22 protein-coding genes are annotated in these 25,837 nt (G+C 70.3%); 13 read left to right on the top strand and 9 right to left on the bottom strand.

Annotation, left to right across the window (positions count from 1 at the left end; genetic code table 11):
• Positions 1 to 3: 3 nt before the first annotated feature.
• The 4 genes from TMZ1T_RS09480 to pdxR all read right to left on the bottom strand — a co-directional run bounded on the left by TMZ1T_RS09480 (position 4) and on the right by pdxR (position 4,355).
• Complete coding sequence (locus TMZ1T_RS09480; RefSeq protein WP_004312952.1) at positions 4 to 669, bottom strand: response regulator transcription factor; 666 nt, start codon at positions 667 to 669, stop codon at positions 4 to 6.
• A 3-nt stretch (positions 670 to 672) separates the two neighbouring features.
• Positions 673 to 993: a PepSY domain-containing protein gene (locus tag TMZ1T_RS09475; protein WP_012585246.1), complete on the bottom strand. Its 321-nt coding sequence runs from the start codon at positions 991 to 993 to the stop codon at positions 673 to 675.
• A gap of 580 nt (positions 994 to 1,573) precedes the next feature.
• Positions 1,574 to 2,764: a class I SAM-dependent rRNA methyltransferase gene (locus TMZ1T_RS09470; RefSeq protein WP_004312949.1), complete on the bottom strand. Its 1,191-nt coding sequence runs from the start codon at positions 2,762 to 2,764 to the stop codon at positions 1,574 to 1,576.
• Between the two features lie 106 nt (positions 2,765 to 2,870).
• Positions 2,871 to 4,355, bottom strand: a complete 1,485-nt coding sequence (gene pdxR, locus TMZ1T_RS09465) for a MocR-like pyridoxine biosynthesis transcription factor PdxR (protein WP_004312947.1) — start codon at positions 4,353 to 4,355, stop codon at positions 2,871 to 2,873.
• A 93-nt stretch (positions 4,356 to 4,448) separates the two neighbouring features.
• Between pdxR and TMZ1T_RS09460 the strand changes: the two genes are divergently transcribed.
• Entirely contained in the window at positions 4,449 to 5,093 is a 645-nt protein-coding gene (locus TMZ1T_RS09460; RefSeq protein WP_012585245.1) for a pyridoxamine 5'-phosphate oxidase family protein, read from the top strand.
• A 47-nt stretch (positions 5,094 to 5,140) separates the two neighbouring features.
• On the opposite strand, the gene TMZ1T_RS09455 is transcribed toward TMZ1T_RS09460, so the two are convergent.
• The gene (locus tag TMZ1T_RS09455) at positions 5,141 to 5,641 is read right to left on the bottom strand and encodes a hypothetical protein (RefSeq protein WP_004312945.1); all 501 of its coding nucleotides are present in this window, start codon (positions 5,639 to 5,641) and stop codon (positions 5,141 to 5,143) included.
• 154 nt (positions 5,642 to 5,795) lie between these two features.
• On the opposite strand from TMZ1T_RS09455, the gene TMZ1T_RS09450 reads away from it, so the two are divergent.
• The 5 genes from TMZ1T_RS09450 to TMZ1T_RS09430 all read left to right on the top strand — a co-directional run bounded on the left by TMZ1T_RS09450 (position 5,796) and on the right by TMZ1T_RS09430 (position 12,152).
• Positions 5,796 to 8,837 (top strand): diguanylate cyclase, encoded by a 3,042-nt coding sequence (locus tag TMZ1T_RS09450; RefSeq protein WP_012585244.1) that lies wholly within the window; start codon positions 5,796 to 5,798, stop codon positions 8,835 to 8,837.
• Between the two features lie 107 nt (positions 8,838 to 8,944).
• Positions 8,945 to 10,216: a bifunctional O-acetylhomoserine aminocarboxypropyltransferase/cysteine synthase gene (locus tag TMZ1T_RS09445; RefSeq protein WP_004312943.1), complete on the top strand. Its 1,272-nt coding sequence runs from the start codon at positions 8,945 to 8,947 to the stop codon at positions 10,214 to 10,216.
• 141 nt (positions 10,217 to 10,357) lie between these two features.
• Complete coding sequence (dtd, locus tag TMZ1T_RS09440) at positions 10,358 to 10,831, top strand: D-aminoacyl-tRNA deacylase (RefSeq protein WP_004312942.1); 474 nt, start codon at positions 10,358 to 10,360, stop codon at positions 10,829 to 10,831.
• A 172-nt stretch (positions 10,832 to 11,003) separates the two neighbouring features.
• On the top strand, positions 11,004 to 11,609 hold the full coding sequence (gene gstA, locus TMZ1T_RS09435; RefSeq protein WP_004312941.1) for a glutathione transferase GstA: 606 nt from the start codon (positions 11,004 to 11,006) through the stop codon (positions 11,607 to 11,609).
• A gap of 168 nt (positions 11,610 to 11,777) precedes the next feature.
• Positions 11,778 to 12,152, top strand: a complete 375-nt coding sequence (locus TMZ1T_RS09430) for a DUF423 domain-containing protein (protein WP_004312939.1) — start codon at positions 11,778 to 11,780, stop codon at positions 12,150 to 12,152.
• 82 nt (positions 12,153 to 12,234) lie between these two features.
• Here the strand turns inward: TMZ1T_RS09430 and TMZ1T_RS09425 are convergent, their stop codons facing one another.
• Positions 12,235 to 12,786 carry a sterol desaturase family protein gene (locus TMZ1T_RS09425; protein WP_004312938.1) on the bottom strand — a complete coding sequence of 184 codons (552 nt, stop codon included), beginning with the start codon at positions 12,784 to 12,786 and terminating at the stop codon, positions 12,235 to 12,237.
• A complete protein-coding gene (locus TMZ1T_RS09420) occupies positions 12,779 to 12,964 on the bottom strand; it encodes a hypothetical protein (protein ID WP_004312935.1) in 186 nt (61 codons plus the stop codon). The genes TMZ1T_RS09425 and TMZ1T_RS09420 overlap by 8 nt, the downstream gene beginning before the upstream one ends.
• 540 nt (positions 12,965 to 13,504) lie before the next feature.
• Here TMZ1T_RS09420 and TMZ1T_RS09415 point away from each other — a divergent pair.
• The 7 genes from TMZ1T_RS09415 (at position 13,505) to sufT (ending at position 20,152) form a co-directional block, all read left to right on the top strand.
• On the top strand, positions 13,505 to 14,020 hold the full coding sequence (locus TMZ1T_RS09415) for an SUF system Fe-S cluster assembly regulator (RefSeq protein ID WP_004312934.1): 516 nt from the start codon (positions 13,505 to 13,507) through the stop codon (positions 14,018 to 14,020).
• On the top strand, positions 14,020 to 15,528 hold the full coding sequence (sufB, locus tag TMZ1T_RS09410) for a Fe-S cluster assembly protein SufB (protein WP_012585243.1): 1,509 nt from the start codon (positions 14,020 to 14,022) through the stop codon (positions 15,526 to 15,528). Before TMZ1T_RS09415 ends, sufB begins: the two co-directional genes overlap by 1 nt.
• A gap of 148 nt (positions 15,529 to 15,676) precedes the next feature.
• On the top strand, positions 15,677 to 16,462 hold the full coding sequence (gene sufC, locus TMZ1T_RS09405; protein WP_004312930.1) for a Fe-S cluster assembly ATPase SufC: 786 nt from the start codon (positions 15,677 to 15,679) through the stop codon (positions 16,460 to 16,462).
• Positions 16,459 to 17,823 (top strand): Fe-S cluster assembly protein SufD, encoded by a 1,365-nt coding sequence (sufD, locus tag TMZ1T_RS09400; protein ID WP_012585242.1) that lies wholly within the window; start codon positions 16,459 to 16,461, stop codon positions 17,821 to 17,823. Before sufC ends, sufD begins: the two co-directional genes overlap by 4 nt.
• Positions 17,820 to 19,103, top strand: coding sequence for a cysteine desulfurase (locus TMZ1T_RS09395; RefSeq protein ID WP_004311650.1), 1,284 nt, complete (start codon positions 17,820 to 17,822; stop codon positions 19,101 to 19,103). The genes sufD and TMZ1T_RS09395 overlap by 4 nt, the downstream gene beginning before the upstream one ends.
• Positions 19,100 to 19,564, top strand: a complete 465-nt coding sequence (gene sufU, locus TMZ1T_RS09390; protein ID WP_012585241.1) for a Fe-S cluster assembly sulfur transfer protein SufU — start codon at positions 19,100 to 19,102, stop codon at positions 19,562 to 19,564. The genes TMZ1T_RS09395 and sufU overlap by 4 nt, the downstream gene beginning before the upstream one ends.
• Before the next feature lie 18 nt (positions 19,565 to 19,582).
• On the top strand, positions 19,583 to 20,152 hold the full coding sequence (gene sufT, locus TMZ1T_RS09385; RefSeq protein ID WP_012585240.1) for a putative Fe-S cluster assembly protein SufT: 570 nt from the start codon (positions 19,583 to 19,585) through the stop codon (positions 20,150 to 20,152).
• 332 nt (positions 20,153 to 20,484) lie between these two features.
• On the opposite strand, the gene TMZ1T_RS09380 is transcribed toward sufT, so the two are convergent.
• Both TMZ1T_RS09380 and TMZ1T_RS09375 read right to left on the bottom strand, forming a co-directional pair.
• Complete coding sequence (locus TMZ1T_RS09380) at positions 20,485 to 24,285, bottom strand: DUF748 domain-containing protein (RefSeq protein WP_012585239.1); 3,801 nt, start codon at positions 24,283 to 24,285, stop codon at positions 20,485 to 20,487.
• Positions 24,286 to 24,454: 169 nt separating this feature from the next.
• On the bottom strand, positions 24,455 to 25,723 hold the full coding sequence (locus TMZ1T_RS09375; RefSeq protein WP_261789189.1) for an MFS transporter: 1,269 nt from the start codon (positions 25,721 to 25,723) through the stop codon (positions 24,455 to 24,457).
• Positions 25,724 to 25,837: the final 114 nt, after the last annotated feature.

Genomic DNA, 25,837 nt, shown 5'->3' with positions numbered 1-25,837 from the left:
GCCTCAGTCGCCGCTGCGGAACACATAGCCCTGCCCGCGCCGGGTCTCGATGCGTTCGTTGCCGAGCAGGCCGCGCAGGCGGCGGACGTAGACCTCGATGACGTTGCTGTCGCGCTCGGCGTCGTAGTCATAGACGTGCTCGGAGAGCCGCGTCTTCGACAGCACCTCGTCGGGGTGGCGCATGAAGTAGCGCAGCAGGCGGAACTCGGTGGCGGTCAGGGCCTGCTCGTTGCCGGCGCGATCGACCAGGCACTGGCGCGCCTCGTCCAGCCGCCAGTCGCCCGCGCGCAACTCGGTGTCGGGCACCGGCGCGGCGCGGCGCAGCAGGGCCTGGATGCGGGCGAGGAGCTCCTCGACATGGAAGGGCTTGCCGAGATAGTCGTCGGCGCCGGCCTGCAGGCCCTCGACACGCTCGGCCCAGCCGTCGCGCGCGGTGAGGATCAGCACCGGCACGCGGTTCGCCGCCGCGCGCCACTCGCGCAGCACGGTCAGCCCCGGCTTGCCGGGCAGGCCGAGGTCGAGGATCACCGCGTCGTAGGGCTCGGTCGCGCCCAGATGGGCGCCGTCGATGCCGTCGCGCGCGAGGTCCACCGCATAGCCTTCGGCGACCAGCCGCGTGCGCAGGCGCTCGCCGAGCGCCGCATCGTCCTCGACCACGAGCAGGCGCATCGCTCACTTCTCCTTGCGTTCGAGCACTTCCCCGTTGGCGGCGTCGAGCTCGAGTTCGTGCACCCGGTTGCGCTCGTCGATCAGCTTGACCTCGTAGATCCAGCGTCCGTCCTCGCGCTCGAGCTCCAGACCGACGACCTGGCCAGGCTGGATGGCGCGGCTGCGCGCGAGAATGTCCTCGGCGGAGAGAATCTGCCCGCTCTCGCGCAGCTGGCGGATCTCCTCCACGCGCACGCGCTCGCCCGCGCTCGCGCCGGACACGGACAGGCCACCTGCGACAAGGAGCGCGGCGGCGGCCAGCAGGGAACGGAATCGCGTCTTCATCTTCATTCTCCGGCGGGTTTCGACGCAGACAGTGTGCCCGCCGCAATCTGAATGCAAGCTGAACACGAGCACGCAGATCGCGACTCGCGTCGCTCCCACAAGAACCACCGCGGCTCCGCAGCGCGCCGTAGGAGCGACGCAAGTCGCGATTCCCCCGTCCGGCCCTCGCCGCCGTCGGTCGCCGCCCAGCGGCCCGATCGCGACTGGCGTCGCTCCCACAAGAACCACCGCGCCTATGAAGCGTGCCGTAGGAGCGACGCAAGTCGCGATTCCCGTGTCCAGCCCTCCCCGCCGTCGGTCGCCGCCCGGGCGGCCGCAATCGCGACTGGCGTCGCTCCCACAAGAACCACCGCGGCTCCACAGCGCGCCGTAGGAGCGACGCAAGTCGCGATTCCCCCGTCCGGCCCTCGCCGCCGTCGGTCGCCGCCCGGGCGGCCGCAATCGCGACTGGCGTCGCTCCTACAAGGACGACCGCACCTATGAGGCGTGCCGTGGGAGCGACGCGAGTCGCGATCCGGACCGTGAAGAAACGCGAGCATGCGATTCCTGCCGCACCCGCCGCGCCACAGGGCAGTCCCGCTCACCCCACCTGGCAGGCCAGCCCCTTGAGATATTCGCCCTCCGGCACGGCCAGCCCGATCGGATGGTCCGGCGCGGCCGACAGGCGGTACAGGATGCGCGCATCCACCCCGGCGTCGATGGCCGCGCCGGCGACGATCTTCTGGAACAGCTCCTGCCCGATGCCGCCCGAGCACGAATAGGTCATCAGGATGCCGCCCGGGTTCAGCAGGCGGAAGCCGAACAGGTTGATGTCCTTGTAGGCGCGCGCGGCGCGCTCGGCGTGCGCGGCCGAGGGCGCGAACTTGGGCGGGTCGAGCACGATCAGGTCGAACTTGCGGCCCTCGTCCTTCAGCGCGCGCAGGGCCTTGAACACGTCCGCCTCCAGCCACTCGGCGCGCTCGGCGTCGAGTTGCGGGTTGAGCGCGAGGTTGCGCCGCGCCGACGCCAGCGCCGGGCCGGACGAGTCGATCGACAGCACCGAGGCCGCCCCGCCGGCGAGCGCCTGCAGCGAGAAGCCGCCGGTGTAGCAGAAGCAGTTGAGCACCGTGCGCCCGCCCGCGAGCTGGCCGGTGAGCAGGCGGTTGTCGCGCTGGTCGAGATAGAAGCCGGTCTTGTGCCCGCCCTCGGCGTCCACCTCCATGCGCACGCCGTTCTCGACGATGGTGAGCCCGCCCGCCGGCAGCGCACCATGCGCGCAGCCGGTGCGCGACTCCAGACCTTCCAGCCCGCGCACCTCGGAGTCGGAACGCTCGTACACCGCCGCGCAGCCGGTGGCCTGCACCAGCCCGGCGACGATGGCCTCGCGCCACTTGTCCGCGCCCGCACTGGTGAGCTGCAGCACCACCACCTCGCCGTAGCGGTCGGCAATCACGCCCGGCAGACCGTCGGACTCGCCGTGGATCAGGCGCACACCCTCCTGCCCGCGCAGCGCCGGGATCGCCGCGCGGCGCGCCACCGAGGCCGCCACCGCGCGCTTGAAGAAGGCGTGGTCGATCGCCGCCTCGGCATCGAAGCTCCACACCCGCGCGCGGATCTGCGAGGACGGCGACCACGCCGCCCGCGCCAGCGCCTTGCCCTCGGCCGTCACCACGGTCACCGTGTCGCCCGGCCGCGCGCGGCCCTCGAGCCGGTCCACCGAGCCGGCGAAGATCCAGGGATGGCGGCGGAACAGCGAGCGTTCCTTGCCGGGGTGGAGGACGAGTTGGGCCATGGGAGCTTCCGGAGAGTGCGAACGAGTCAGGGCGCGGAGTGTAACGGCTGCGCATCGTCGCACCCAAGGCCGGCGCCCAAGTTCGGAAACGAAGAGCCGCTCACTTTCAGCATCGGGCAGCCCCGATCGGCGACCTCGGCCCTGCAGACGCATCCTCCACCGCCCGCTTCAGCCGCGCCACCGCCCCTTCGACCGCGCCCTCGTCCAGGTTCCCATAGCCGAGCACCAGCCCGTTGCAGCGCACCGGCGGGCGCGCGTAGGCGGACAGCGCGCGCACGCCCAGCCCCACTTGCGCGGCGCGCTGCGCCACCGCGACATCGGGCAGCTCGTCGGGCAGCCACATCACCAGATGCAGCCCGGCTTCTCCGCCCGACAGCAGCAGCCCGGGACCGAAGGCCTGCCGCAGGGCGGCACGCAGCGCAGCCTGGCGGGCGTTGTAGCGCGCCCGCATGCGACGGAGATGGGTGATGTAATGCCCGCGCCCGATGAAGTCGGCGAGCGCGCGCTGCTCGATGCCCTGCCCGGCGCGCGTGGCGCGCGCCGCAGCGTGGATGAAGTCCGCCGCGATGGTGCGCGGCAGGACGAGATAGCCCAGGCGCAGGCCCGGATACAGCGTCTTGCTGAAGGTGCCGGCGTACACGACCGTGGCGCCGGGCTGCAGGCCGAACAGCGCGGGCGGTGCCGGACCGGCACGGCGGAATTCGCTGTCGTAGTCGTCCTCGACGATCCAGGTGCCAGCCGCACGGGCACGCTCGATGAGCGCGAACCGGCGCGGCAGCGACATCACCCGCCCGCTGGGGTACTGGTGCGAGGGGGTGGTCATGATCAGCCGCGGCGGATGGCGCAGCCAGTCTTCCGCGCCGGGGGCCAGCCCCTCGTCATCGACCATGACGTCGTGCACCTGCAGGCCGGCGAGCCCGAAGGCGACGCGGGCGGCGAGGTAGCCCGGGTTCTCCACCCAGACCGTGTCGCCGTGATCGGCGAGCAGGCGCGCGCACAGGTCGAGCCCCGCCTGCGTGCCGCTGGTGATGAGGAGCTGCGCGGCATCCACCGCGAGGCCGCGTACGCTGCCGAGGTGGGCCGCGAGCGCCGCACGCAGGCTCGGATCGCCACCGTGCGCGGCGTAACCGAGCTGACGCCAGCCGGCGTCGCGCCACGCGCGCTCGAGGCAGGCGCGCCAGGCACGGAAGGGGAAGGCACCGAAGTCCGGCACGCCGGGCGAGAACGGCAGCGCTTCGGCGTCGCGCGCCGGCTCGCGTTGCAGCGCCGCAGCCGCGCGCGCGGACAGCACCGGCGGCGGCCCCTGTGTGCGGGACACGGGCTGCGAGGCGCCCGGTGCGGCGGGCAGTTGTGCCACCCGCGTCCCGTGGCGATCCGCCACCAGGCAGCCTTCGGCGACGAGCTGCTCATAGGCGAACAGCACCGTGTTGCGTGCGATGCCGAGCGTCGCCGCGAGACTGCGGCTGGCGGGCAGGCGCGTGTCGGCCGCCAGCCGGCCCGACAGGATGGCCTCGCGCAGGCGGAGATAGAGCACGCGCTGGCGCGGCACCGCCGCGGGCAAGGGTGGGGCGAGCAGCCAGTCGAGCTCCATCGTGGCTCCAATCTGGAAGGTCCTTGTGGCACTACGAAAGGTACCACCACGAACCTAGGATAAGGTGATCGAACCCCTCGGAGCCTCGACGCCATGCCCCGCCCCACGCGACCTGCCCCCTCCCCGCGCACCCGCGTGCGCCGCCTGCCCGAGCGCGCGCACTACGACGCCGACACCATCGCCGCGATCGTCGATGCGGCGATGCTGTGCACCGTCGCCTTCCAGCTCGACGGCGCGGTCCATGCCATTCCCACGATCCACTGGCGCGAGGGCGGGCACCTCTACCTCCACGGCGCCAAGGCCTCGCGCATGCTGAAGGCGCTGACCGAGGGCGAGGCCTGCGTGACGATCGCACTCGCCGACGGCCTGGTGCTGGCGCGCTCGGCGATGCACCACTCGATGAACTACCGCTCGGTGGTGGTCTACGGCCGCTTCGAGGCGGTGACCGAGCCCGCACACAAGCTCGCCAGCCTGCGCGCCTTCATCGACGGCCTCTACCCCGGACGCTGGGACACGCTGCGCCCGATCACGGAGAAGGAGCTGAACGCCACCAGCGTGCTGCGGATTGCGCTCGACGAGGCGTCGGCCAAGGTGCGCGACTGGGGCGTGAAGGACGACGAGGAAGACCTGGACTGGCCGGTGTGGGCGGGCGTGATCCCGCTGCGCACGCTGGCTGGCGAGCCGGTGACCGAGCCCGACAGCGTGGCGCGATCGGTACCGCCGACCCGCTTCGGTTAAGGCAAGAACCGGGCGGCGAGCGCCTCGCGCGGACCGCCACTACGCCATCAGGGACGCCGCCGCGCATTGCCGAAGCGGCCGCCGCCGGGCCGGCCGCCGTACGGACGCCTGCGCTCGTCCTCGTCGTCACGCTTGGGCTTGGGCATCAGCAGGTTCTTGCCGCCCTGCTGCGCCAGCCTGGCATGCTCGCGCAGCGCCGCCTCGAAGTGCTCGGCGCCGATCGCGATTGCCGCATGCTCGGTGGCCGGCTTGTACGCCGACAGGCGCTCGCGCAGCAGGAACACGCGCTCATCGGCCTCGGCCTTCCTCGGCAGGCCCTCGACCAGCTGCACGGCCAGCGGCGTCAGCACGTAGCCCTCGCCCGCCGTGGTCAACAGGCCGTGGGTGACGAAGCGCTCGAAGGCCACCGCCCACGCCGCGGGGGCGGTGACCGGAAAGCCCATGAACTCGGCGGCCGCGACGATATCGGCCAGCGCGGCGGGTCGCCTCTTTGCGGCGATCAGGGTCGCCAGCAGCAACTGCGCGTCGGTGTCGTGGATGGGGTACATGGGTTTTGCCTGCCTCTCGGGTTGTGAAGCGCGCCATGATGCCCGAGGCGCGGCGATCCGGCGCAAGGGAAGTCGTCGTGCCGCGTAACAATCGTCCGCTCGGATTTCCTCGCAACTTGATAGACTTGAACCACTACAGATCGGTGAAACCGACTTGCCCCTCTCCTCCCTCCTGTATCGTTCGCGCGCCACGGTCGCCGCCCTCGTTCGCAGTGACGGGATCGCGGGCAGGCTGGTGGTTGCCTGGCTGGCGTTCACGGTACTGCTCGGCGGCTACTGGTTGCAGCTCGACCACTCGCACACCGCGCTCGTCTCCCAGGCCGAGAGCCTGACCCGGTTGCGTGCCCTGCAGACCGCACACGCATTGGCGCTGCACACCGGAGCGCTGTTCCGCAAGCTCGACTATCTTTCCCTGCACCTGGGCGAGCATTGGCTGAAGGAAGGTCCGCAGGGCGCGCGCGACGCCCTCGTGCGTGCGCACCTTGCGCTTCCCGAAGACGCCCTGGTCGGCATCGACGTCGCCGATGCCGAGGGGCGGCTCCTCTACTCCACCGTCGGCGAGCGCCTGCCGCTCGAACTCGAGCGCTACGGCATCGCGGACTTCGGGCATTTTCGCGTCCATCTGGAAGGGGACAAGGGCCTCTTCATCGGCCAGCCCTACCGCGGACGCATGACCGGCGCCTGGATCGTGCCGTTTTCCCGTGCGCTCGTGGAGGAGGGGCGACTGCGCGGCGTGATCGTCCTGTCGGTGTCGGTCGCCCATCTCACCCGGGCACTGAGGGAACTCTATCCGGGGACCTCGGACGTGGCGGCGCTCGTGCTCGACGATGGTCACTTCCTCGCCCACTCCAACCGGACCGCGGGAGCCATCGGGCGCTCGGTGCCGTCCGACCGCCCCTATCTGCTCGATCGCGTGGCGCTGCAGGGCAACTTCGATGCGACCGCGCCACTGGACGGCGTCGAGCGTTATTACGCCTGGCACCGCGTTGCGGGCTTTCCCGTCGTCGCCGCGCTCGGGCTGAGCAAGGCGGACGCGCTCGCCCCGGTGCGCGGCACGATCCGCGACAACCGCCTCCGCAGCGGCCTGGGCTCGCTGCTGCTCTTGGCAGCGGCCTTGCTGATCAGCCTGCTCTGGCGCCGCCACGCCCGCCAGGGCGAAGAGCTCGGCCGCGCCCGCAGGCGGCTGGAGAAGCTGGTCGGTCACTTTCCGGGCATGGCCTACCAGTTCCTGCTGCGTGCGGACGGCAGCACCTCCATGCCCTACTGCAGCCCGGGCGTGCGCGAACTCTACGGGGTGGGGCCCGAGGGGCTGCAGGATTCGGCGATGCGCCTGTTCGAGCGCGTCCACGCCGACGATCTGGACCGTCTGCGCGACAGCATCCTCCGCTCGGCCGCGAACCTCGCGCCCTGGCGATGCGAATTCCGCGTGCGGGGCGAGGGCGACCGGCTGCGCTGGCTGCTCGGCGAAGCCAACCCCGAGCGCACGCCCGAAGGCGACACGCTGTGGCACGGCTATGTGCACGACATCACCGAGCGCCAGGTGGCTGCGCAGCAGTTGCGCGAAAGCGAGGCGCGCCTGCGCCAGGCGGTCGACGCCGTCCGCGACGGCCTGTGGTCGTGGGATCTCGCCCGCGACCGCATCGCGCTCGACGAGCGCATCCTCGAGATGCTCGATCGTCCGGAACTGGGCTCGGAGATGTGCTTCGACGACTTTTGCGCGCTCGTCCATCCGGCCGATCGCCAGCGCCAGGACGCGATGCTGCGCGCCGTGCCGAGCGCGACGCCCGACGCTCCCGTGGCGGGCGACCTCCGCCTGCGCGCCGCGTCCGGGCGCTGGGTCTGGATCCACGCCCGCGGCAGCGTCGTGGAGACCGACGCGCAGGGTGGCCCGCGGCGTCTCGTGGGCACCTTCTCCGACATCACCGCACGGGTCGCCGCCACGCAGTTGCGTCGGGCCCTCCTCGACCACAGCGCGGCCGCCATCGCCATGCTCGACGCCGACCTCGACATCCTCGAAGCCAACAGCCGCGCCCACGAGATCTTCGCGCCGCCCTCGACCCCGATCGGCGGACTCAAGCTCACCGACCTCGCCCTGCACGAGGACCAGGCCATCTTCATCCCGCAGCACTACGCGGCGCTGCGGGCCGGCGGACAGGTCAACATCGAACTGCCCTTGCGCGACAATCGTGGCAAGAAACGCTGGTTCGACGTACATGGCGTGATGCTGGACCCGGAGGACCCCGACAGCGACACCGTCTGGACCCTGGTCGACATCTCCGACAAGTACCGCACGCGGATGGCGCTCGCCACCGAGCGCCTGCGCCTGAAGACGGTGCTCGAGCGCTTCCCGGGCGGCGTCCTGATGGAAGACCAGGACGGCCTGATCAGCTCGGTGAACCGGGGGTTCTGCGAACTGCTCGGTCTCGCGGCCGCCCCGGACGAACTGATCGGCCTCACGCACGCGGCGCTGTGCGAGCGGCTGGGTACGGAGCGCATGGGGTGGCTGCATCGGCCCGACGCCGACCTCACGGCGGAGAAGCGCGCCACGGTCGAAGTGGAGGGCGTGAAGGGGCGCACGCTGGAGATCGACTGGCTGCCGATCGAACACGACGGGCGACGCCTCGGCCGCGTGTGGCTGCTGCGCGACGTCACCGAGCGCAAGGAGCGCGAACGCCGGCTGGCGGAGCTCGCCGCCACCGACCCGCTGACCGGGCTGCCCAACCGGCGCAGCTTCCTGGCGTGCCTGGACGCCGCGCTCGACGACGCCCGGCGCGAGCCCGCGCGCGGCAGCGCACTGTTGATGATCGACATCGACCACTTCAAGCACGTCAATGACACCCACGGGCACCCGGTCGGCGACGAGGTATTGCAGCACGCGGCACGGCTGATCCGCGGCGGCCTGCGCCAGCACGACCGGGCGGGCCGCCTCGGCGGCGAGGAATTCGCCGTGCTGCTCGACGACGTCGACGCCGACACCGACACCGCCCTCACCCTCGCCGAACGCCTGCGCCGTAGCGTGGAGGCGGCGCCCGCGGCGACCGCGGCCGGCGCGGTGTCGCTCACCATCAGCCTCGGTCTTGCCCTCGTGTCGGGAGGGGATCCCGCCCGCGTCCTCGGTGACGCCGATGCCGCGCTCTACCGTGCCAAGCGCGGCGGCCGCAACCGTGTCTGCGTCGCAGTTCGCACCCCGGGATAGACCAGCGCGCCGCCGGCATCGAAGCACCACGCGCATGCGGCGGTTCCGCCATCCCGCCCGCGCTGGCTATACTCCCCGCCACTTTCACCCAAGGGGAGACCTGACCCATGAAGCTCGAGACCATCGCCGTGCACGGCGGCTACTCGCCCGATCCGACCACCAAGGCCGTCGCGGTGCCGATCTACCAGACCACCTCGTACGCCTTCGACGACACCCAGCACGGCGCGGACCTCTTCGACCTCAAGGTGCAGGGCAACATCTACACCCGCATCATGAACCCGACCACCGCGGTGCTCGAGCAGCGCGTGGCCCAGCTCGAAGGCGGCATCGGCGCGCTCGCCGTGGCCTCGGGCATGTCGGCGATCACCTACGCCATCCAGACCATCGCCGAAGCCGGCGACAACATCGTCTCGGCGTCGACGCTGTACGGTGGCACCTACAACCTGTTCGCGCATACCTTCCCGCAGTTCGGCATCGAGGTGCGCTTCGCCGACTACCGCGACCCCGACAGCTTCGCCGCGCTCATCGACGCGCGTACCAAGGCGATCTACTGCGAATCGGTGGGCAACCCGCTCGGCAACGTCACCGACATCGGCCGTCTCGCCGAGATCGCGCACAAGGCCGGCGTGCCGCTGATCGTGGACAACACCGTGCCCTCGCCCTACCTGTGCCGCCCCTTCGAGCACGGCGCCGACATCGTGGTGCACGCGCTCACCAAGTACCTCGGCGGCCACGGCAACTCGATCGGCGGCGTGATCGTCGACTCGGGCAAGTTCCCCTGGGCCGAGCACAAGGCGCGCTTCAAGCGCCTCAACGAGCCCGACGTCTCCTACCACGGCGTGTGCTACACCGAGGCTCTGGGTGCAGCCGCCTTCATCGGCCGCGCGCGCGTGGTGCCGCTGCGCAACACCGGCGCGGCGATCTCGCCCTTCAACAGCTTCCTGATCCTGCAGGGCATCGAGACCCTGGCGCTGCGCATGGACCGCATCTGCACCAACACGATCAAGGTCGCCGAGTACCTGAAGAAGCACGCCAAGGTCGAGTGGGTGAACTACGCCGGCCTGCCCGACCACGCCGACCACGCCCTGGTGCAGAAGTACATGGGCGGGCGCGCCTCGGGCATCCTGTCCTTCGGGGTCAAGGGCGGCTTTGAAGCCGGCGGCCGCTTCCAGGATGCGCTGAAGCTCATCACCCGCCTGGTGAACATCGGCGACGCCAAGTCGCTCGCCTGCCACCCGGCCTCCACCACCCACCGCCAGCTCTCGCCGGCCGAACTCGCCAAGGCCGGCGTGTCGCCCGACATGGTGCGACTGTCGATCGGCATCGAGCACATCGACGACATCGTTGCCGATCTGGAGCAGGCGCTGGCGGCGGTCTGACGTAGTTCTTAATGCGTCTGTCCGGGACAGACCGCGCATTTCCTGCGAAATCGTGGTCTGTCCCCGTTTCCTCCCGTTTCCTTTCCCTTCCCCGTTTCCCGCGGCTTTCCGCACAGACCACCGCTTTCACGAGAAACCCCGATGCTCGCAGTCCTGCAGCGCGTCTCCGAAGCGCGTGTGATCGTCGATGGCGAGACCATCGGCGAGATCGGCCCCGGCCTCCTCGCGCTGGTGTGCGCCGAGCGCGGCGACACGCCCGCCGAGGCCGACAAGCTGCTCGCCAGGATCCTCAAGCTGCGCATCTTCGCCGACGAAGCCGGGAAGATGAACCGCTCGGTGCAGGACGTCGGAGGCGGGCTGCTGGTGGTGAGCCAGTTCACCCTCGCCGCCGACACCTCGGGCGGCAACCGGCCGAGCTTCACCAAGGCCGCAGACCCGCACACCGGCCAGGCGCTCTACGAGCATTTCGTCGCCCGTGCCCGCGCCGCCCACGCGCAGGTGGAGACCGGCCGCTTCGGCGCCGACATGAAGGTGCAACTCATCAACGACGGCCCGGTCACAGTGCCGCTGCGCATCGCCCCGACCGCAGCGGACGACCCCCGCGGTTTTGCGTAGGAGCGACGCGAGTCGCGATCGGCCTCGCTGCTGCGAAGGACGCCGGCGGGAGTCCGAACGCTGCAATCGCGACTTGCGTCGCTCCTACCCCCCGCCCCACCGGCGGCGCGCGACTGTTTCATGGCGCGTCGTGGCATAATCGTGGCTCCCAACCCCTCGACCAGGAGACAACATGAAGCTCTACTTCAAACCCGGTGCCTGCTCGCTCTCGCCCCACATCGCGCTGGAAGAATCCGGCCTGCCCTACGAGACCGAGTCGGTCGACCTCAAGACCAAGGTGACCGCCAGCGGCGCCGACTTCTGGAAAAGCAACCCCAAGGGCTACGTCCCGGCGCTGCTGCTCGACAGCGGCGAGCTGCTCACCGAAGGCGCGGCGATCGTGCAGTACATCGCCGACCAGGCGCCGCAGAAGAAGCTCGCGCCGGCCAACGGCACGATCGAGCGCTACCGCCTGCAGTCATGGCTCAACTTCATCGGCACCGAGCTGCACAAGTCCTGCAGCCCCTTCTTCAACCCGGCCTCGGGCAAGGAGTGGAAGGAGATCGCCGGCGCCAACCTCGAGCGCCGCCTCGGCTATGTAAACGAGCAGATCGATGGCAAGTCCTACCTGCTGGGCGAGGACTTCAGCGTCGCCGACGGCTATCTGTTCACCGTGCTGAGCTGGATGAAGTTCGTCGGCATCGACCTGGCGAAGTGGCCCAACCTGAGCGCCTTTCAGGCCCGCGTGGCGGCGCGTCCGGCGGTACAGGCGGCGCTGAAGGCGGAAGGCCTGGCCTGAGTGGCGCGAAGCATCGCCAGCAGATCGTGAATGCGCGGCTGCCGGCGCTCCTGCAGGGGCCGACGCCGCGATGTCTCTGCAGGAGCGCCGCAAGGCGCCAAGACCGCCATCGTTCTCTCGCATCGGCTCGATGATCGCCACCGTCACAGCTAGCTCGCACCCCTCTCCATGACCGATCCCGCCTCCCGCGCTCCCCTCCTCGCCGGCGCCCTGCTCGCTGCCCTCGGCGTCGCGCTCGGCGCCTTCGGTGCGCATGCGCTGCGCGGGGCGCTCGATGCCGCCGCCCAAGGCTGGTGGCAGACCGCGGTGCAGTACCAGATGTGGCACGCGCTCGGGCTGCTCGCGATCGGCGCGGCGCGCGTGCAGGGCGGCAGCCTCCCGGCTTCGCTGCTCGCCGGCGGCACGCTGATCTTCTGCACCACGCTCTACGCGATGGCGCTGGGTGCGCCGCGCTGGCTGGGGGCGGTCACCCCGATCGGCGGCAGCCTGATGATCGCCGGCTGGCTGGTGCTGGTCTGGCGAGTGGCGCGCCCGCGGCGCTGAGGACACGGCCGCAGCTTGGAAAGCGTCTTTCAAGGACACGGGCACTTTGGGAGCCGCCGCAGCGGCTTGCAGCGCCCGCTCTTCAGCGGTGTGGCGGCGGCAGCGTGCCGAAGACGCGGTCCCAAAGATCCGTCACCGTGCCGTAGCCGCGGCGCTCGTCGCAAAAATGGTGGAAGCCGTGCAGCCGCCGCCGCGCCTCCAGCCAGCGCCCCGCCGGGCGGGTGTCGTGCAGGCGGTGGTGCACCGCCTCCTGCAGCAGGTTGCCGAGCAGCATGCCCGCCGACAAGGGCGCCGCGTATGCGCTGCCACCGGAAATCAGCGCCGGCAAGCCGACCACTGCCAGCACCAGCAGCACGCTGAACAGCACCGGTACGCGGATCGTCACCCCGGCATGGCGGTGATGGGCCAGGTGCCAGCGCTGGAAGGGCTCGATCCCATGCAGCATCCAGCGGTGGAGGACGTATTCGATCAGCGTCCACGCGGCCAAGCCCGCCACCACCAGCACGGCGGCGAGGCCCGGGCCCGCAGCGGCGGTCGGCTGCGAACTCATCGCCAGCACGACCAGACCGGCGCACGGCACCACCAACGAGGCCGGATAGGCGAGCGCCAGGCGCAAGGTCCAGGGTTCAGCCATCGTCGGCGCGCTCCAGGATTTCCCAGGCGTACATCAGGCTCGCGTCCGAAAAGCCGAGTCCGGTCTCCTCGTCCAGCCACCAGCCGAATCCGCGTTGATCCACGCCTTCAAAGCGCCACCGGCGCAGTTCGCCGCTGCACAGGCGGATGACATAGCTGCAGCCGCCGACGGGTTCCATGGTGTCGAAGTCCTCGCAATCGTCATGCCGGCGCAAGCGCGCGCCCTGATGGAATGATAGCCGCGCTGCACCACCACGCCAGCGCGACGCACCCCTGAACCACTGCGCGGGGGATTGCAGCGCAGATCGCGACTTGCGTCGCTCCCACGAAAACCGTCGCGCCTCCAGCCCCCGGCGCGCCCCGGGGCGTCCGGCAGGAGCGACGCAAGTCGCGCTTGCAGCGGCGGAGCGAGCGCAAGGGCATGACTGCGCCGCCCGATCGCGACTTGCGTCGCTCCCACGAAAGCCGTCGCACCTCCAGCCCCCGGCGCGCCCCGGGGCGTCCGGTAGGAGCGACGCAAGTCGCGATCGGGTGGCCCCGCGGCGCTGGCGCAGACCCGGTGCGCTGCAATCGCGACTTGCGTCGCTCCTACGGCAGGCAGGGCGCGGGACGCCTGGGCGACGCAAGTCGTGGTCCCCGCAGTCGAGATGCCACGGCTTGACTATACAGTACCGTTTTGGTACTTTTAATTCCGACACCACCCACGCGAGCACATCGACATGCTGCGCATCAGCAAACTCACCGATTACGGCACCCTGATCCTGACCCACATGGCCGGGCATCCGGATCGACTGCACAGCGCCGCCGGCCTCGCCGAAGCGCTCGGCCTCGGTCTGCCCACGGTCAGCAAGGTGCTCAAGACGCTCGGCCGCCACGAGCTGGTGAGCAGCCAGCGCGGCGCGCATGGCGGTTACGCGCTCGCCCGTCCGCCCGACCGAATCACCGTGGCCGACGTGATCGACGCGCTCGAGGAGCAGGCCTTCGGGCTCACCGAGTGCAGCTCGAGCAGCGGCGTGTGCGCGATCGAGTCCGACTGCCGTATCCGCGAGAACTGGATGCGGATCAACACCGTGGTGCGCCAGGCGCTGCAGGCGGTGAATATTGCCGACATGGTCCACCCCGTCCACGGCGCCGCCTTCCCCGCCCCGCACACCACCGAACACCGCATGCATGGCCCCGCGCGCAGCGCCGCGGCCTGCCTCCCCGCAGCGCGCGCAGACGAACAGGAGATCTGATGATGAACGCCCCCACCTCTGCCCCCACTTCGACCCCTTCCTCGGCCTCCATCGCCTCCCCTGCCCGCCGCGGCGATGCGATCGGTGCCTTCCTCGAGCAGGACTACGCCGCCGGCTTCGAGACCACGCTCGACACCGACACCGTGCCCAAGGGTCTGTCGGAAGACGTCATCCGCATGATCTCCGCGCGCAAGGGCGAACCCGAATGGCTGCTCGACTGGCGCCTCGAGGCCTACCGCCACTGGCTGACGATGAGCCCGCCGACCTGGGCCGCGGTGCAGTTCCCGGCGGTCGATTTCCAGGACATCGTCTATTACTCCGCACCCAAGTCGAAGAAGGACGGCCCCAAGAGCCTGGACGAGGTCGACCCCGAGCTGCTGCGCACCTTCGAGAAGCTCGGCGTGCCGCTGCACGAGCGCGCGCGCCTGGCCGGCGTGGCGGTGGATGCGGTGTTCGACTCGGTGAGCGTGGCGACCACGTTCAAGAAGGAGCTGGGCGCCCACGGCGTGATCTTCTGTTCCTTCTCCGAGGCGGTGAAGGAACACCCCGAGCTGGTGCGCAAGTACCTCGGCACCGTGGTGCCGCCGGGCGACAATTTCTACGCCGCGCTCAACTCCGCGGTGTTCTCCGACGGCTCCTTCGTCTTCATCCCCAAGGGGGTGAAGTGTCCGATGGAGCTCTCCACCTACTTCCGCATCAACGCCCGCGACACCGGCCAGTTCGAGCGCACGCTGATCATCGCCGAGGAAGGCGCTTCGGTCAGCTACCTCGAAGGCTGCACCGCGCCGATGCGCGACGAGAACCAGCTCCACGCCGCGGTGGTCGAGCTGATCGCGCTCGACGACGCCAAGATCAAGTATTCCACCGTGCAGAACTGGTACCCGGGCGACAAGGACGGCAAGGGCGGCATCTACAACTTCGTCACCAAGCGCGGCGACTGCCGCGGCGCGCGCTCGCACATCTCCTGGACCCAGGTCGAGACCGGCTCGGCGATCACGTGGAAGTACCCGAGCGTGATCCTGCGCGGCGACGATTCGGTGGGCGATTTCCACTCGGTGGCGCTGACCAACAACCTGCAGCAGGCCGACACCGGCACCAAGATGATCCACATGGGGCGCAACACCCGCAGCACCATCCTCAGCAAGGGCATCTCGGCCGGGCGCGGCAGCAACACCTTCCGCGGCCTGGTCAAGATCACCCCCAAGGCCGAGGGCGCGCGCAACTACACCCAGTGCGACTCGCTGCTGATCGGCGACCGCTGTGCGGCGCACACCTTCCCGACCATCGAGGTCCGCCACCCCACGGCGCACGTCGAGCACGAGGCCACCACCTCGCGCATCGGCGAGGACCAGCTCTTCTACGCGATGCAGCGCGGCATCAGCGCCGAGGACGCGGTGTCGATGATCGTCAATGGCTTCTGCCGCGAGGTGTTCAAGGAGCTGCCGATGGAATTCGCGGTGGAAGCACAAAAGTTGCTGGGCGTGAGCCTCGAAGGCAGCGTCGGCTGAGCCGGCGCCCACATGGAAACAGGGCCGTGCGTTTTTTCGTGGGAGCGACGCAAGTCGCGATCCAAGGCCCGAGAAGCACGATCGCGACTTGTGTCGCTCCTACGGGGGCGCCACTTGCGACATCGAGATGGAAATCCGGAGAACAAACATGCTTAAAATCAACAACCTGCACGCCGCGATTGACGGCAAGGCGATCCTCAAGGGCCTGAACCTCGAGGTCGCGGACGGCGAGGTGCACGCGATCATGGGTCCCAACGGCTCGGGCAAGAGCACGCTCGCCCAGGTACTGGCCGGACGCGAGACCTTCACCGTCACCGACGGCAGCGTCGACTGGAACGGCGCCGACCTGCTCGCCCTGCCCGCCGAGGAGCGCGCGCGCGCCGGGCTCTTCCTCGCCTTCCAGTACCCGGTCGAGATCCCCGGCGTGTCGAACGCCTACTTCCTCAAGGCCGCAGTCAACGCGGTGCGCCGCCACCGCGGGCTGCCGGAATACGACGCGATGGACTTCCTAGCGCGGGTGAAGGCCGAGATGAAGGCGGTTGGAATGAAGGAGGAATTCCTCTACCGCTCGGTGAACGAGGGCTTCTCCGGCGGCGAGAAGAAACGCAACGAGGTGCTGCAGATGGCGCTGCTCGAGCCCAGGCTCGCGGTGCTGGACGAGACCGACTCGGGCCTGGACATCGATGCGCTGAAGATCGTCGCCGAGGGCGTCAATCGCCTGCGCTCGCCCGCGCGCTCGATGATCGTCATCACCCACTACCAGCGCCTGCTCGACTACATCGTTCCGGACAAGGTGCACGTGCTGTCGCAGGGCCGCATCGTGCGCTCGGGCGGGCGCGAGCTCGCGCTCGAGCTGGAAGAGCACGGCTACGGCTGGATCGACGCGGCGCAGGGCGACAAGGCCGGCGGCGCGTCCGCGGGAGCGCGGCCATGAGCGCGATCGACTTCTGGCTCGGACGCCAGCGCGACACCGCTGCCGATCTGCCCGGCGCCGACCTGCCCTGGCTCGTCCGCCTGCGCGAGGACGCCATCGACCGCTTCGCCGACGAAGGCTGGCCGACGACACGGCGCGAGAACTGGCGACACACCTCGCTCGCCTTCATGGCGCAGCAGGCGCTGGCGGTGCGCGAGACGGTCGCGCCCGAGGCGGTCGTGGCGGACCTGCGCGCGCGCTACCGGGCAGCGCTGGGCACAGCACAGGACCCCGCGCGGAAGGCCGTGGAGTCCGCCGGCGACGACGGCCACTGGGTGGTCTTCGTGGATGGGCACTTCGCCCCCGCGCTGTCCGCCATCGGCGGGCTTCCCGGCGGCGTGCGCATCGGCAGCCTGGCCGATGCGCTCGGGCAGACCCCCGAGGCGGTCGAGGCCGCCTTCGGCCAGGCCGGCGACGGCGAGGCCCCCGCCGCGCTCAACGCCGCGCTGGCCGCCGACGGCGCCTGGATCCGCCTGGGGCGCGGCGTCGCCGTGGAGCCGCCGATACACCTCGTCTTCCTCACCGCGACCGTCGCCGACCAGCACCTGCGCAACCTCGTCGTCACCGAGCCCGGCGCGCAGGCAACGATCGTCGAGCACTACCCGGCCGGCGCCGCCGGCAGCACGCTGACCACCGCCGTCACCCGCGTGCTCGCCGCGCAGGACAGCCACGTCACCCACCTCAAGCTGCAGCAGGAGGCGCCCGAAGCCATCCACCTGGCGACGATCGAAGCCGAGCAGGCCCGCGGCGCGGTGTTCGCCTCGCACTCGCTGTCCTTCGGCGCCCGCCTGGCGCGCAACGACATCCGCACCCGGCTCGCTGGCGAGGGCGCCGAGGTGCTGCTGAACGGCCTCTACCACGCCGACGGCCGCCGCCATGTCGACCACCACACCCGCATCGACCACGCCCGCCCGCAGGGCACCAGCCGCGAGTTCTATCGCGGCCTGATCGACGGCAGCGCGCGCGGGGTGTTCACCGGGCGCATCCTGGTGGCCCAGGACGCCCAGCGCACCGACGCCATGCAACGCTGCGACAACCTGCTGCTGTCCCGCCTGGCCGAGGCCGACGCCCGCCCCGAGCTCGAGATCTACGCCGACGACGTCAAGTGCGCCCACGGCGCCACCGTCGGCCAGCTCGACGAGGACGCCCTCTTCTACCTGCGCAGCCGGGGCGTCGACGCGGTGCACGCACGCCAGCTGCTGACCTACGCCTTCGCCGCCGAGGTGCTCGACCGCATCGCCCACGCGCCGCTGCGCGCGTTCGGCCGCGCCGCGCTGCTCGAACGCCTGCCCGATGGCGCCCGACTGGAGGAACTGCTGTGAACGCTCCGTGTGACCCCGGCGCGCAGACGCCCATCCTGGACCTTGCCGCCGACTTCCCCATCTTGTCGCGGCCGTTGCATGGCCGCCGCCTGGCCTACCTGGACAACGGCGCCACCACGCAGAAGCCCGCCGCGGTGATCGAGGCCGAGGCGCGCTTCTACCGCGAGTCCAACGCCAACATCCACCGCGGCGTGCACTGGCTGTCGCAGCACGCCACCGAACTCTACGACGGCGCCCGCGCCACGGTGCAGCGCTTCCTCAACGCCGCGCGCGCCGACGAGATCGTGTTCACCCGCGGCACCACCGAGGCGATCAACCTGGTGGCGCAGAGCTGGGGCCGGCCACGGCTCGCGGCCGGTGACGAGATCCTGCTCAGCACCATGGAGCACCACTCAAACATCGTGCCCTGGCAGCTCGTGTGCGAGCAGACCGGCGCGGTGCTCAAGGTGATTCCGGTGCGGGACAACGGCGAGCTCGACATGGCGGCCTTCGCGGGCCTGCTCGGCGAGCGCACGCGGCTGCTGGCGATCACCCATGTGTCGAACGCGCTCGGCACGGTCAATCCGGTGGCCGAGATGACGCGGCGCGCGCACGAGATGGGCGCGGTCGTGCTCGTGGACGGCGCGCAGGCGGTGGCCCACCAGGCGGTGGACGTGCAGGCGATCGGATGCGACTTCTACGCCTTCTCGGGCCACAAGCTCTACGGCCCAACCGGCGTCGGCGCGCTCTACGGCCGCGCCGAGCTGCTGCGCCACATGCCCCCCTGGCAGGGTGGCGGCGACATGATCCGTACCGTCGCCTTCGACAACACCACCTTCGCCCCGCCGCCGCAGCGCTTCGAGGCCGGCACGCCCAACATCGCCGGGGCGATCGCGCTGGCTGCGGCGATCGACTACGTCCAAGGCGTCGGGCTCGCGCGCATCCACGTCCACGAGCAGGCCCTGCTCGACTACGGCACGCGCGCGCTCGCCGCCATCCCCGGGGTACGCCTGGTCGGCACCGCGGAGCGCAAAGCCGGCATCCTGTCCTTCCTGGTCGACGGCATCCACCCGCACGACCTCGGCACCATCCTCGACGCCGAGGGTGTGGCGATCCGCGCCGGGCACCACTGCGCGATGCCACTGATGACGCGCTTCGGCATCCCCGGCACCGCGCGCGCCTCGCTCGGCCTCTACAACGGCCTCGCCGACCTCGACGCGCTGGTCGCGGCGATCCACAAGGCGCAGGAACTGTTCGGCACGCGCGGCGGCACGGCGTCTGGCAACGGGAGAGTGGCATGAGCGGGATGCAGGATTCGCTGCGCGAGCTGTACCAGGAGGTGATCTTCGATCACAACCGCAACCCGCGGAACTACCGCCTGCTGCCCGCCGCCAATCACCACGCCGACGGCCACAACCCGCTGTGCGGCGACCAGCTCACGGTGTACCTGCAGGTCGAGGACGGCATCGTGCGCGACGCGAGCTTCGTCGGCCACGGCTGCGCGATCTCCACCGCTTCGGCGTCGCTGATGACCGAGGCGGTCAAGGGCAAGCCGGTCGCAGAGGTCGAGGCGCTGTTCCGCGACGTCCACGCGCTGCTCACCGAAGGCCGCGAGGCCACCGACCCGGCGCGCGACTTCGGCAAGCTGGAAGTGCTCTCCGGGGTCAAGGAGTTTCCCGCGCGGGTCAAGTGCGCCACGCTCGCCTGGCACACCCTGCACAACGCGCTCGTCGGCGAGCACGAAACCGCACACACCGAATAAGACCTCGAGGAGCACATCATGGGCGACCACTACGGCGAAACCGATTCCCGCGTGCTGCAGCGCGACTGCGCGGCGGTGAGCGTGCCCTGGGGCAAGGCGGAGACGCTCCCCGAGGGGTCCTACGCGCTGGTGACCCAGCGCCTGGGCGGCTCGATCACGGTGATGAGCGGGGGCAACCTCTACCGCATCGACGAGCGCAACGCCGACGCGCTCGGCCTCGAGCCGCAGTTGTCGGCAGCCCCGCCGGCCGACGCGGACGGCGAGCAGACCGCAGAGCGCGTCGAACAGGCGGCGTGGGCGCAACTCGCCACCTGCTACGACCCCGAGATCCCGATCGACATCGTGAACCTGGGCCTGGTCTATGCATGCACGGCAGAGCCGCTGGCGGACGGCAGGTTCCGTATCGCCGCGGCGATGACCCTCACGGCGCCCGGCTGCGGCATGGGCACCCTGATCGCCGACGAGGCGCGCGACAAGCTGTTGCAGATTCCCGGCGTCGCCGATGCCGAGGTCAGCCTGGTCTGGGACCCGCCGTGGAGCCGCGAGATGATGAGCGAGGCCGCGCGGCTGGAGATGGGGATGTTCTGAGGGCAGCAAGGCGCATTCGGGCGTTCGTACGAGTGAAGTCGGTCGTCACTGCGTCAATGCCCGCATCGCGACTTGCGTCGCTCCTACGGCATCGTGACTTGCGTCGCTCCTACGGCATCGTGACTTGCGTCGCTCCTGCGGCGTCGTGACTGCGGCGTCGTGACTTGCGTCGCTCCTACGAAAACGTCGCGCGGGGAGAAAGCATCGAGCGTGGAAAAGACATCGCACGCATGGAGGAAACGGCACGCGCGTGGAAAACCTCCGCGTCGGGAAGGCGTCACGCCTGGACACCCTCCCGTAGGAGCGACGCAAGTCGCGATTTCCACGGCCGATCAGCGTAGCGAGAACTGCACCTCGCCGCCCTCGCCGAGCGCCTCCACCTTCGGCTCGAGCACGAAGACGCGCTCGCCGGGCACGCCCCCCTCGCCCGCCAGCCAATCCCGCACGACCTGCGCACGTGCGCGCGCCAGAGCCAGCAAGTCGTCGTCACCGACCTTCGCGTTGGCGCGCATCAGCGCCTCCATCACCGGCACAGGAATGTCCTTGACCATGCCGACCAGGTTGCGCTCCTTCTTGAAGTCGGCGGCACGGTAGGCTTTCTTCAGCAGCTCGGCGTACTCCGCCTCCCCCACCTCGACCTCCTCGATCGAAGGCGCGGCCTGACCCTTGGCGATCATCGCCTTGAGCTTCTGCGCGCGCACCGCGTTGGTCAGCGCCGCCTGGCGCAGGCCGTCGAGGTCGGAGGCGGGGTCGGCACGGCCGACGATGTCCAGGCGCAAGGTGGGGCGATCGACCAGCGCCTGCGCGAGCGTCTTCAGCCTGCCCTGCTCCGCCTCGCCCAGGGTGGCCGTGCCCGCGGCGAGGTCGAGCTGCGAGAGCTCCTCGCCGCCGCCGAGCGCCGAGCCGAGCAGCGCAAAGGGCGAGGTGATCGCCTTGCCGATCAGGTTGAACAGCATCTTCATCACCAGGCCGAACACGCTGAACTGCGGATCGTCGAGCGTGCCGCTCACCGGCAGGTTGAGGTCGATCTCGCCGCGGCTGTTCTTGAGCAGCGACACCGCCAGCTGCACCGGAAGGTTCACCGCATCCGGGCTGTCCACCGCGTCACCGAAGGTGAGCTGGTCGAGGAAAATGCGGTTGGTCGCGGTGAGCTGGCGGTCGATGATCTTGTAGTTGAGCTCCGCCGACAGCTTGCCCTTGGCGATGCCGTAGCCGACGTACTTGCCGGAGTAGCTCGACAGCCCGGTGAGCTCGAAATCCTTCACCGAGGCGAGGATGTCGAGGTGGGCATCCTGGCGGAAGGGGTTGAGCTCGCCGGTGATCGACAGCGGCGCGCTCTTGTCCACCTTGCCGACGATCTCCACCCTGGCGAGCTTGTCCGAACTCGTGGAGAAGCCGGTGATGGTGCCGGCGAGCCCGGTCAGGTTGGCGTCGTAGTTGGGGCGGACGAAGCGGTCGCTGAAGGCGACGTTGCCGCGCTTGAGCTCGATGCGGTCGATGCGCACCGGCGGGGGCGGCGGGCCTGGGGGCGCGATCGGGGCAGTACGCTGGCCGTCGGCGGCCGCCCCACCCTGCATCTCGCCCTGCTCGACCTCCTTCGTGTGCGCGACGGCAGCCGCCGGCTTCGCGGCCGCTTCGGACTCACCCTTGACGCCGCCGATCTCGCGCAGGTTCAGGCGGCCCTGGCTGTCGAGGATCAGGCGGGTGTAGAAATCGTCGAGCGCGATGCGCTTGACGCCGAGCGAGAGGGGCTCAAGGCGCGCGTCGATACCGCCGATCGCGAGCGTGCGCCAGCGCAGGAAGTCGGTCGCGTTCAAGCGATCGACCGAGGCGAAGTTCGCCACCCCGACGTCGCCGCTGAAGCTCGCGAGCAGCTTGCCGCGGCGGTCGGTGTCGAGCTTGAGCCGGCCCTTGGTGGTGAGGTTGCCGCGCGAGATCGCGATCTTGGTCTGCTCGAGCACGTAGGGCTGCAGCGGCAGCAGGTCGACGTTGCGTAGATCGAGGGCGAGATCGGCCTTGAGCGGCGCGATCGTCAGCGGCCCCGAGGCCGCCACCTTGCCGCGCTTGTTCAGCATGGAGTCGAGCTTGAACTGGATGGCGTCGCCCTTCGCGGTGGAGAAGCCGTCGAGCTCGAAGTCGATGCCCTCGAGCGTGGTGAGCACCGGCCGCGCCACGCTGCGATCGTCCAGCCGCACCGAGGCGCCGCGCAGCGCGAACTTGTCCACCGCGATCACCCAGTCGGGCTCGGCCTTGTCCTTGGCCGCCGGCGCGGAAGCTGCCCCCTTCGCCGGCGGCGGCACGAGCGCCCTAACGAGGTCGAACTCGCCATCCTTGGTGCGCACGGCGGAGACCGCCGCCCCCTGGAGCGCCACCCCGCCGATGCGCACGCTGCGCCCGGCGAGGTCGACCGTGGCGCTGCGCACGTCGAGCGCCGGCAGGCTCAGCGCCGGCGTCTTCGCATCCTTCAGCAGCAGCGCGAAATCGCGCAGTGCGAGCGCCTCGGCGCTGACCTGCACCGCCGGCGCGCCGTCCTTGCCGAGCGTCATGCGGTATTGCGCACCGCCGCTGAGACTGCCCTCGCCGATCGAGGCGCCGGGCATCGCCGCCGCCAGGTAGGGCGCATAGCGCGGCAGGCGGATCGACTCGAACTGCAGGCTGCCCGAGTACTCGAAGGGCGCCAGGCGCAGCACGTCCTCGTGGGTGAATTTCTCGCCGGCATCGGTGACGTAATCGAGGCGGATCTCGGCCGGCAGCTCGCCCTCGGTGGCGAGATCGCGCATGTCGAGGTTGATCGCCTCGATGCGCGCGCGGAAGGGCTCGGCCAGGCCGCGGTCCTCGAAGCGCACTACCCCGTCGCGGATGCGCGTGAGCGCGAGCAGGAAATCCGCTCCGGCCGGGGTTGCGTCGCGGGCATCGGCCACCGTCTTGCCGTCCGCCGGGGCGGCCGGCGTGGTGACGCCTGCGTCTGCCTGGGCTGCACCCGCGGCAGGTCCGGAAGCCGCCTTCTGCGCGACCTGCGCGGCGGCCTTGCCCCCTTTCGCAGCCTTGCCCTTTGCCTTCCTGGCGCCTTCGGCGGCCGGAGGCGATATCAGCCCGAGCACGTTGAGCCCGCCGTCCTTCAGCCGCACCAGGTCGAGCTCCGGACGTGCCAGGCGCAGCCGGGTGAAGTGCCAGCGCCCGATCATCGGCTGCACGTCGGCGAATTCGAGCTCCACCTCGTCCGCGGTCGCGACCGGCGCGCCCTCGCGATCCTGCAGCACCAGCTTGTGAACCTGCAGCGGACCGCGCAGGGAGAGCACCGGCGCACCCTCCACCGTCTGGCTGAACGAGAGCTCGAGATTGGTCGTCAGCAGCGCCGAAGGAAGGCGGAAGCGCGGCTCGATCGGCAGGTAGGCGATCCAGGGCGTGAGGTCGAACTCCTTCAGCGAGACGTCGAGGATGGTTTCTTGCGATTCGGCGAAGGGCTTGGTGCGCGCATTGAGCAGCAGCGCGTCGCCGTTGAGCTTGGCCGAGAGCGAGGGTTGCACGAAGACATCCACCCGCACCGGCAGGTTGGAGACGAAGGGCACGCCGACGCCCAGTTCGGAGAGCTCGTGGGTGATGCCGCGCACGCGGTCGTCGACGCGCACAAGGCCGTCGCTGATGCGGATGTTGCCGATCGAGAACAGCGTCGGCGGCGTGTCCTCGGCGGGTTCCTCGCCACCGAGCGCGGCGATGCGCTCGAGCACGTCCGTCCAGTTGTGGCGACCCTCGGCTTCGAGCGCGACATGGACGCGCGGCTTGTCGAGGGCGAGCTCGTGCAGCACGATGCCCTTGCGCAGCAGCGACTCGAGCTCGAGGTTGGCGCGCAGCGATTCGAAGCCGAGCGCCTCGGCGCTACCATCGGCCTCCATGATGCGCAGTCCGCCCACCTCGGCAGTAAGGCGGAAGGGGTTGATCAGCACGCGCTCGACGACGACCTCGCGCCCGAGCGTCTCGCCGAGCAGCTTCTGCGCGTAGTGCCGCGCCACCGGCGGCACGGCGAGATAAGCGGCGGCCGAGAGCGCGAGCAGGATCGCGACCGTCCACAACGTCCGACGCAGCCCCTTGCGCCGAGGCGGCTGCACGGTCGAGTCGGTCGTGGGTTCAGACATGGGAAACTCCATCAGGATGAATTCGTCGCCGGAACTGCCCGGACATCATGCGGCGGGAGCCCGCCTGGCATGCGCCGGAGCCCGGCCGGGCGTTATTTTGCGCCGCTTTGTGGCGCTCGGGTAAGGAAGCTGTGCACACGCAACACGGTGAGACGGTCCATGCGGGCATTCAAGCCTCGCCCTTGGACGGCCTCGCCGCCGGGCGTCCGAGCAGCGGCAGATAGGCGAGCGCCTGCAGCGCGAGCAAGGCTCCGAAGCCCCAGGCCAGCGCGCGCGCAAGCTCCACACCCATGCCTCGCATGAGATCGAGGCCGATGCCGAAGCCCCACTGCACGCAGAAGGCGCCGGCGAACGCCATCAGGTTGAGCGCGGTGCTGACGCGGCCGAACAGCGCGGGCGGAAAGGCGCGCGCCGCCGACAGGTAGATCTGCGAGTTGGCCGCGGTGAGCAGGCCGAATGCGGTCCATAGCGGGAGCACCGGCAGGTCGGACCACAGGATCAGCGCCTGCACCAACAGCATCATGCCGTAGCCCGCGCGCAGCAGGCCGAGCGGCTGGACTCCGGCTCGCGCCAGGCGCACGCCGAACACGCCCACCGCGAGCTGTCCGGCGAGGTTGCCGAGGTTGAGGGCCACCAGTACCGTCGCCGCACCGGCGATGTCGAAGCCGTTCACGTTCATCACCCACGGCACCACCCACAGGCTCTGCAGCGCCATGAAGCCGCCGACGAAGAACACCGAGGCCGCCGCATGGCGCAGGAAGGCGGGCGCGGCGAAGATGCCCGCCACGACGCGCAGCGCGGCCGCCAGCGAGGCCTCGCTACGCGCAGCTGGCGAATCGGGCAGCGCGCGCAGCGCCAGCACCGCGGCAAACAGGGACACCGCGGCGATGATCCAGAACGCCCCGCGCCAGCCCAGCACCGGCAGCACCGCCGCGAGCGGCACGCTGGCGGTGAGCGCGCCGAGCGAGCCCGAGGCCATGATGAAACCGATCATCGAACTCTGGCGCTCGGGCGGATACCACAGCGTGAACCCCTTCAGCGCCGCCATCAGGCAAGCCGACACCCCCAGGCCCACCATGGCGCGTGCGCCCGCGAGCGCACCGAGCGAGTCGGCCATGGCGAACAGCGCGCTGCCGAGCGCCGCGAGCAACAGCAGCGCGGCCTCCACCCGCCGCGGACCGAAGCGGTCGAGCGCGATCCCGACCGGAATCTGCGCCGCGCCGAAGGCGAGGAAATACGCGCTGGTCAGCAGGCCCAGGCTGGCCGCCGACAGGCCGAGCTCGTCGGTGAGCCGCGGCGAGATCACCGCGTTGACCGTGCGCAGCAGGTAGGACAGGTAATAGCCGAGCGCGAACGGCACGAACACCCGTACCCAGCCGCTCGTCGAGCCGCCCTTGCAGCCGTTCTCCGCCCCGCCCGACCGCCTCGTCCGGACCACCCGCGTCCCCTGCGAAAAAGCGCGCATTGTGCCTGCAAGCGCCGTGCCGCCCAAGCGATGCGGACTTTGATGCACGGCAAACAGTTGTCAATCCAACGCAGTCGGAATGCCCTT

This window comes from Thauera aminoaromatica, from assembly GCF_000021765.1.
In the GTDB taxonomy this organism is placed as follows: domain Bacteria; phylum Pseudomonadota; class Gammaproteobacteria; order Burkholderiales; family Rhodocyclaceae; genus Thauera; species Thauera aminoaromatica.
Note: the sequence above shows the minus strand (reverse complement) of the source record. Positions and strands in the feature narration are given on the sequence as shown.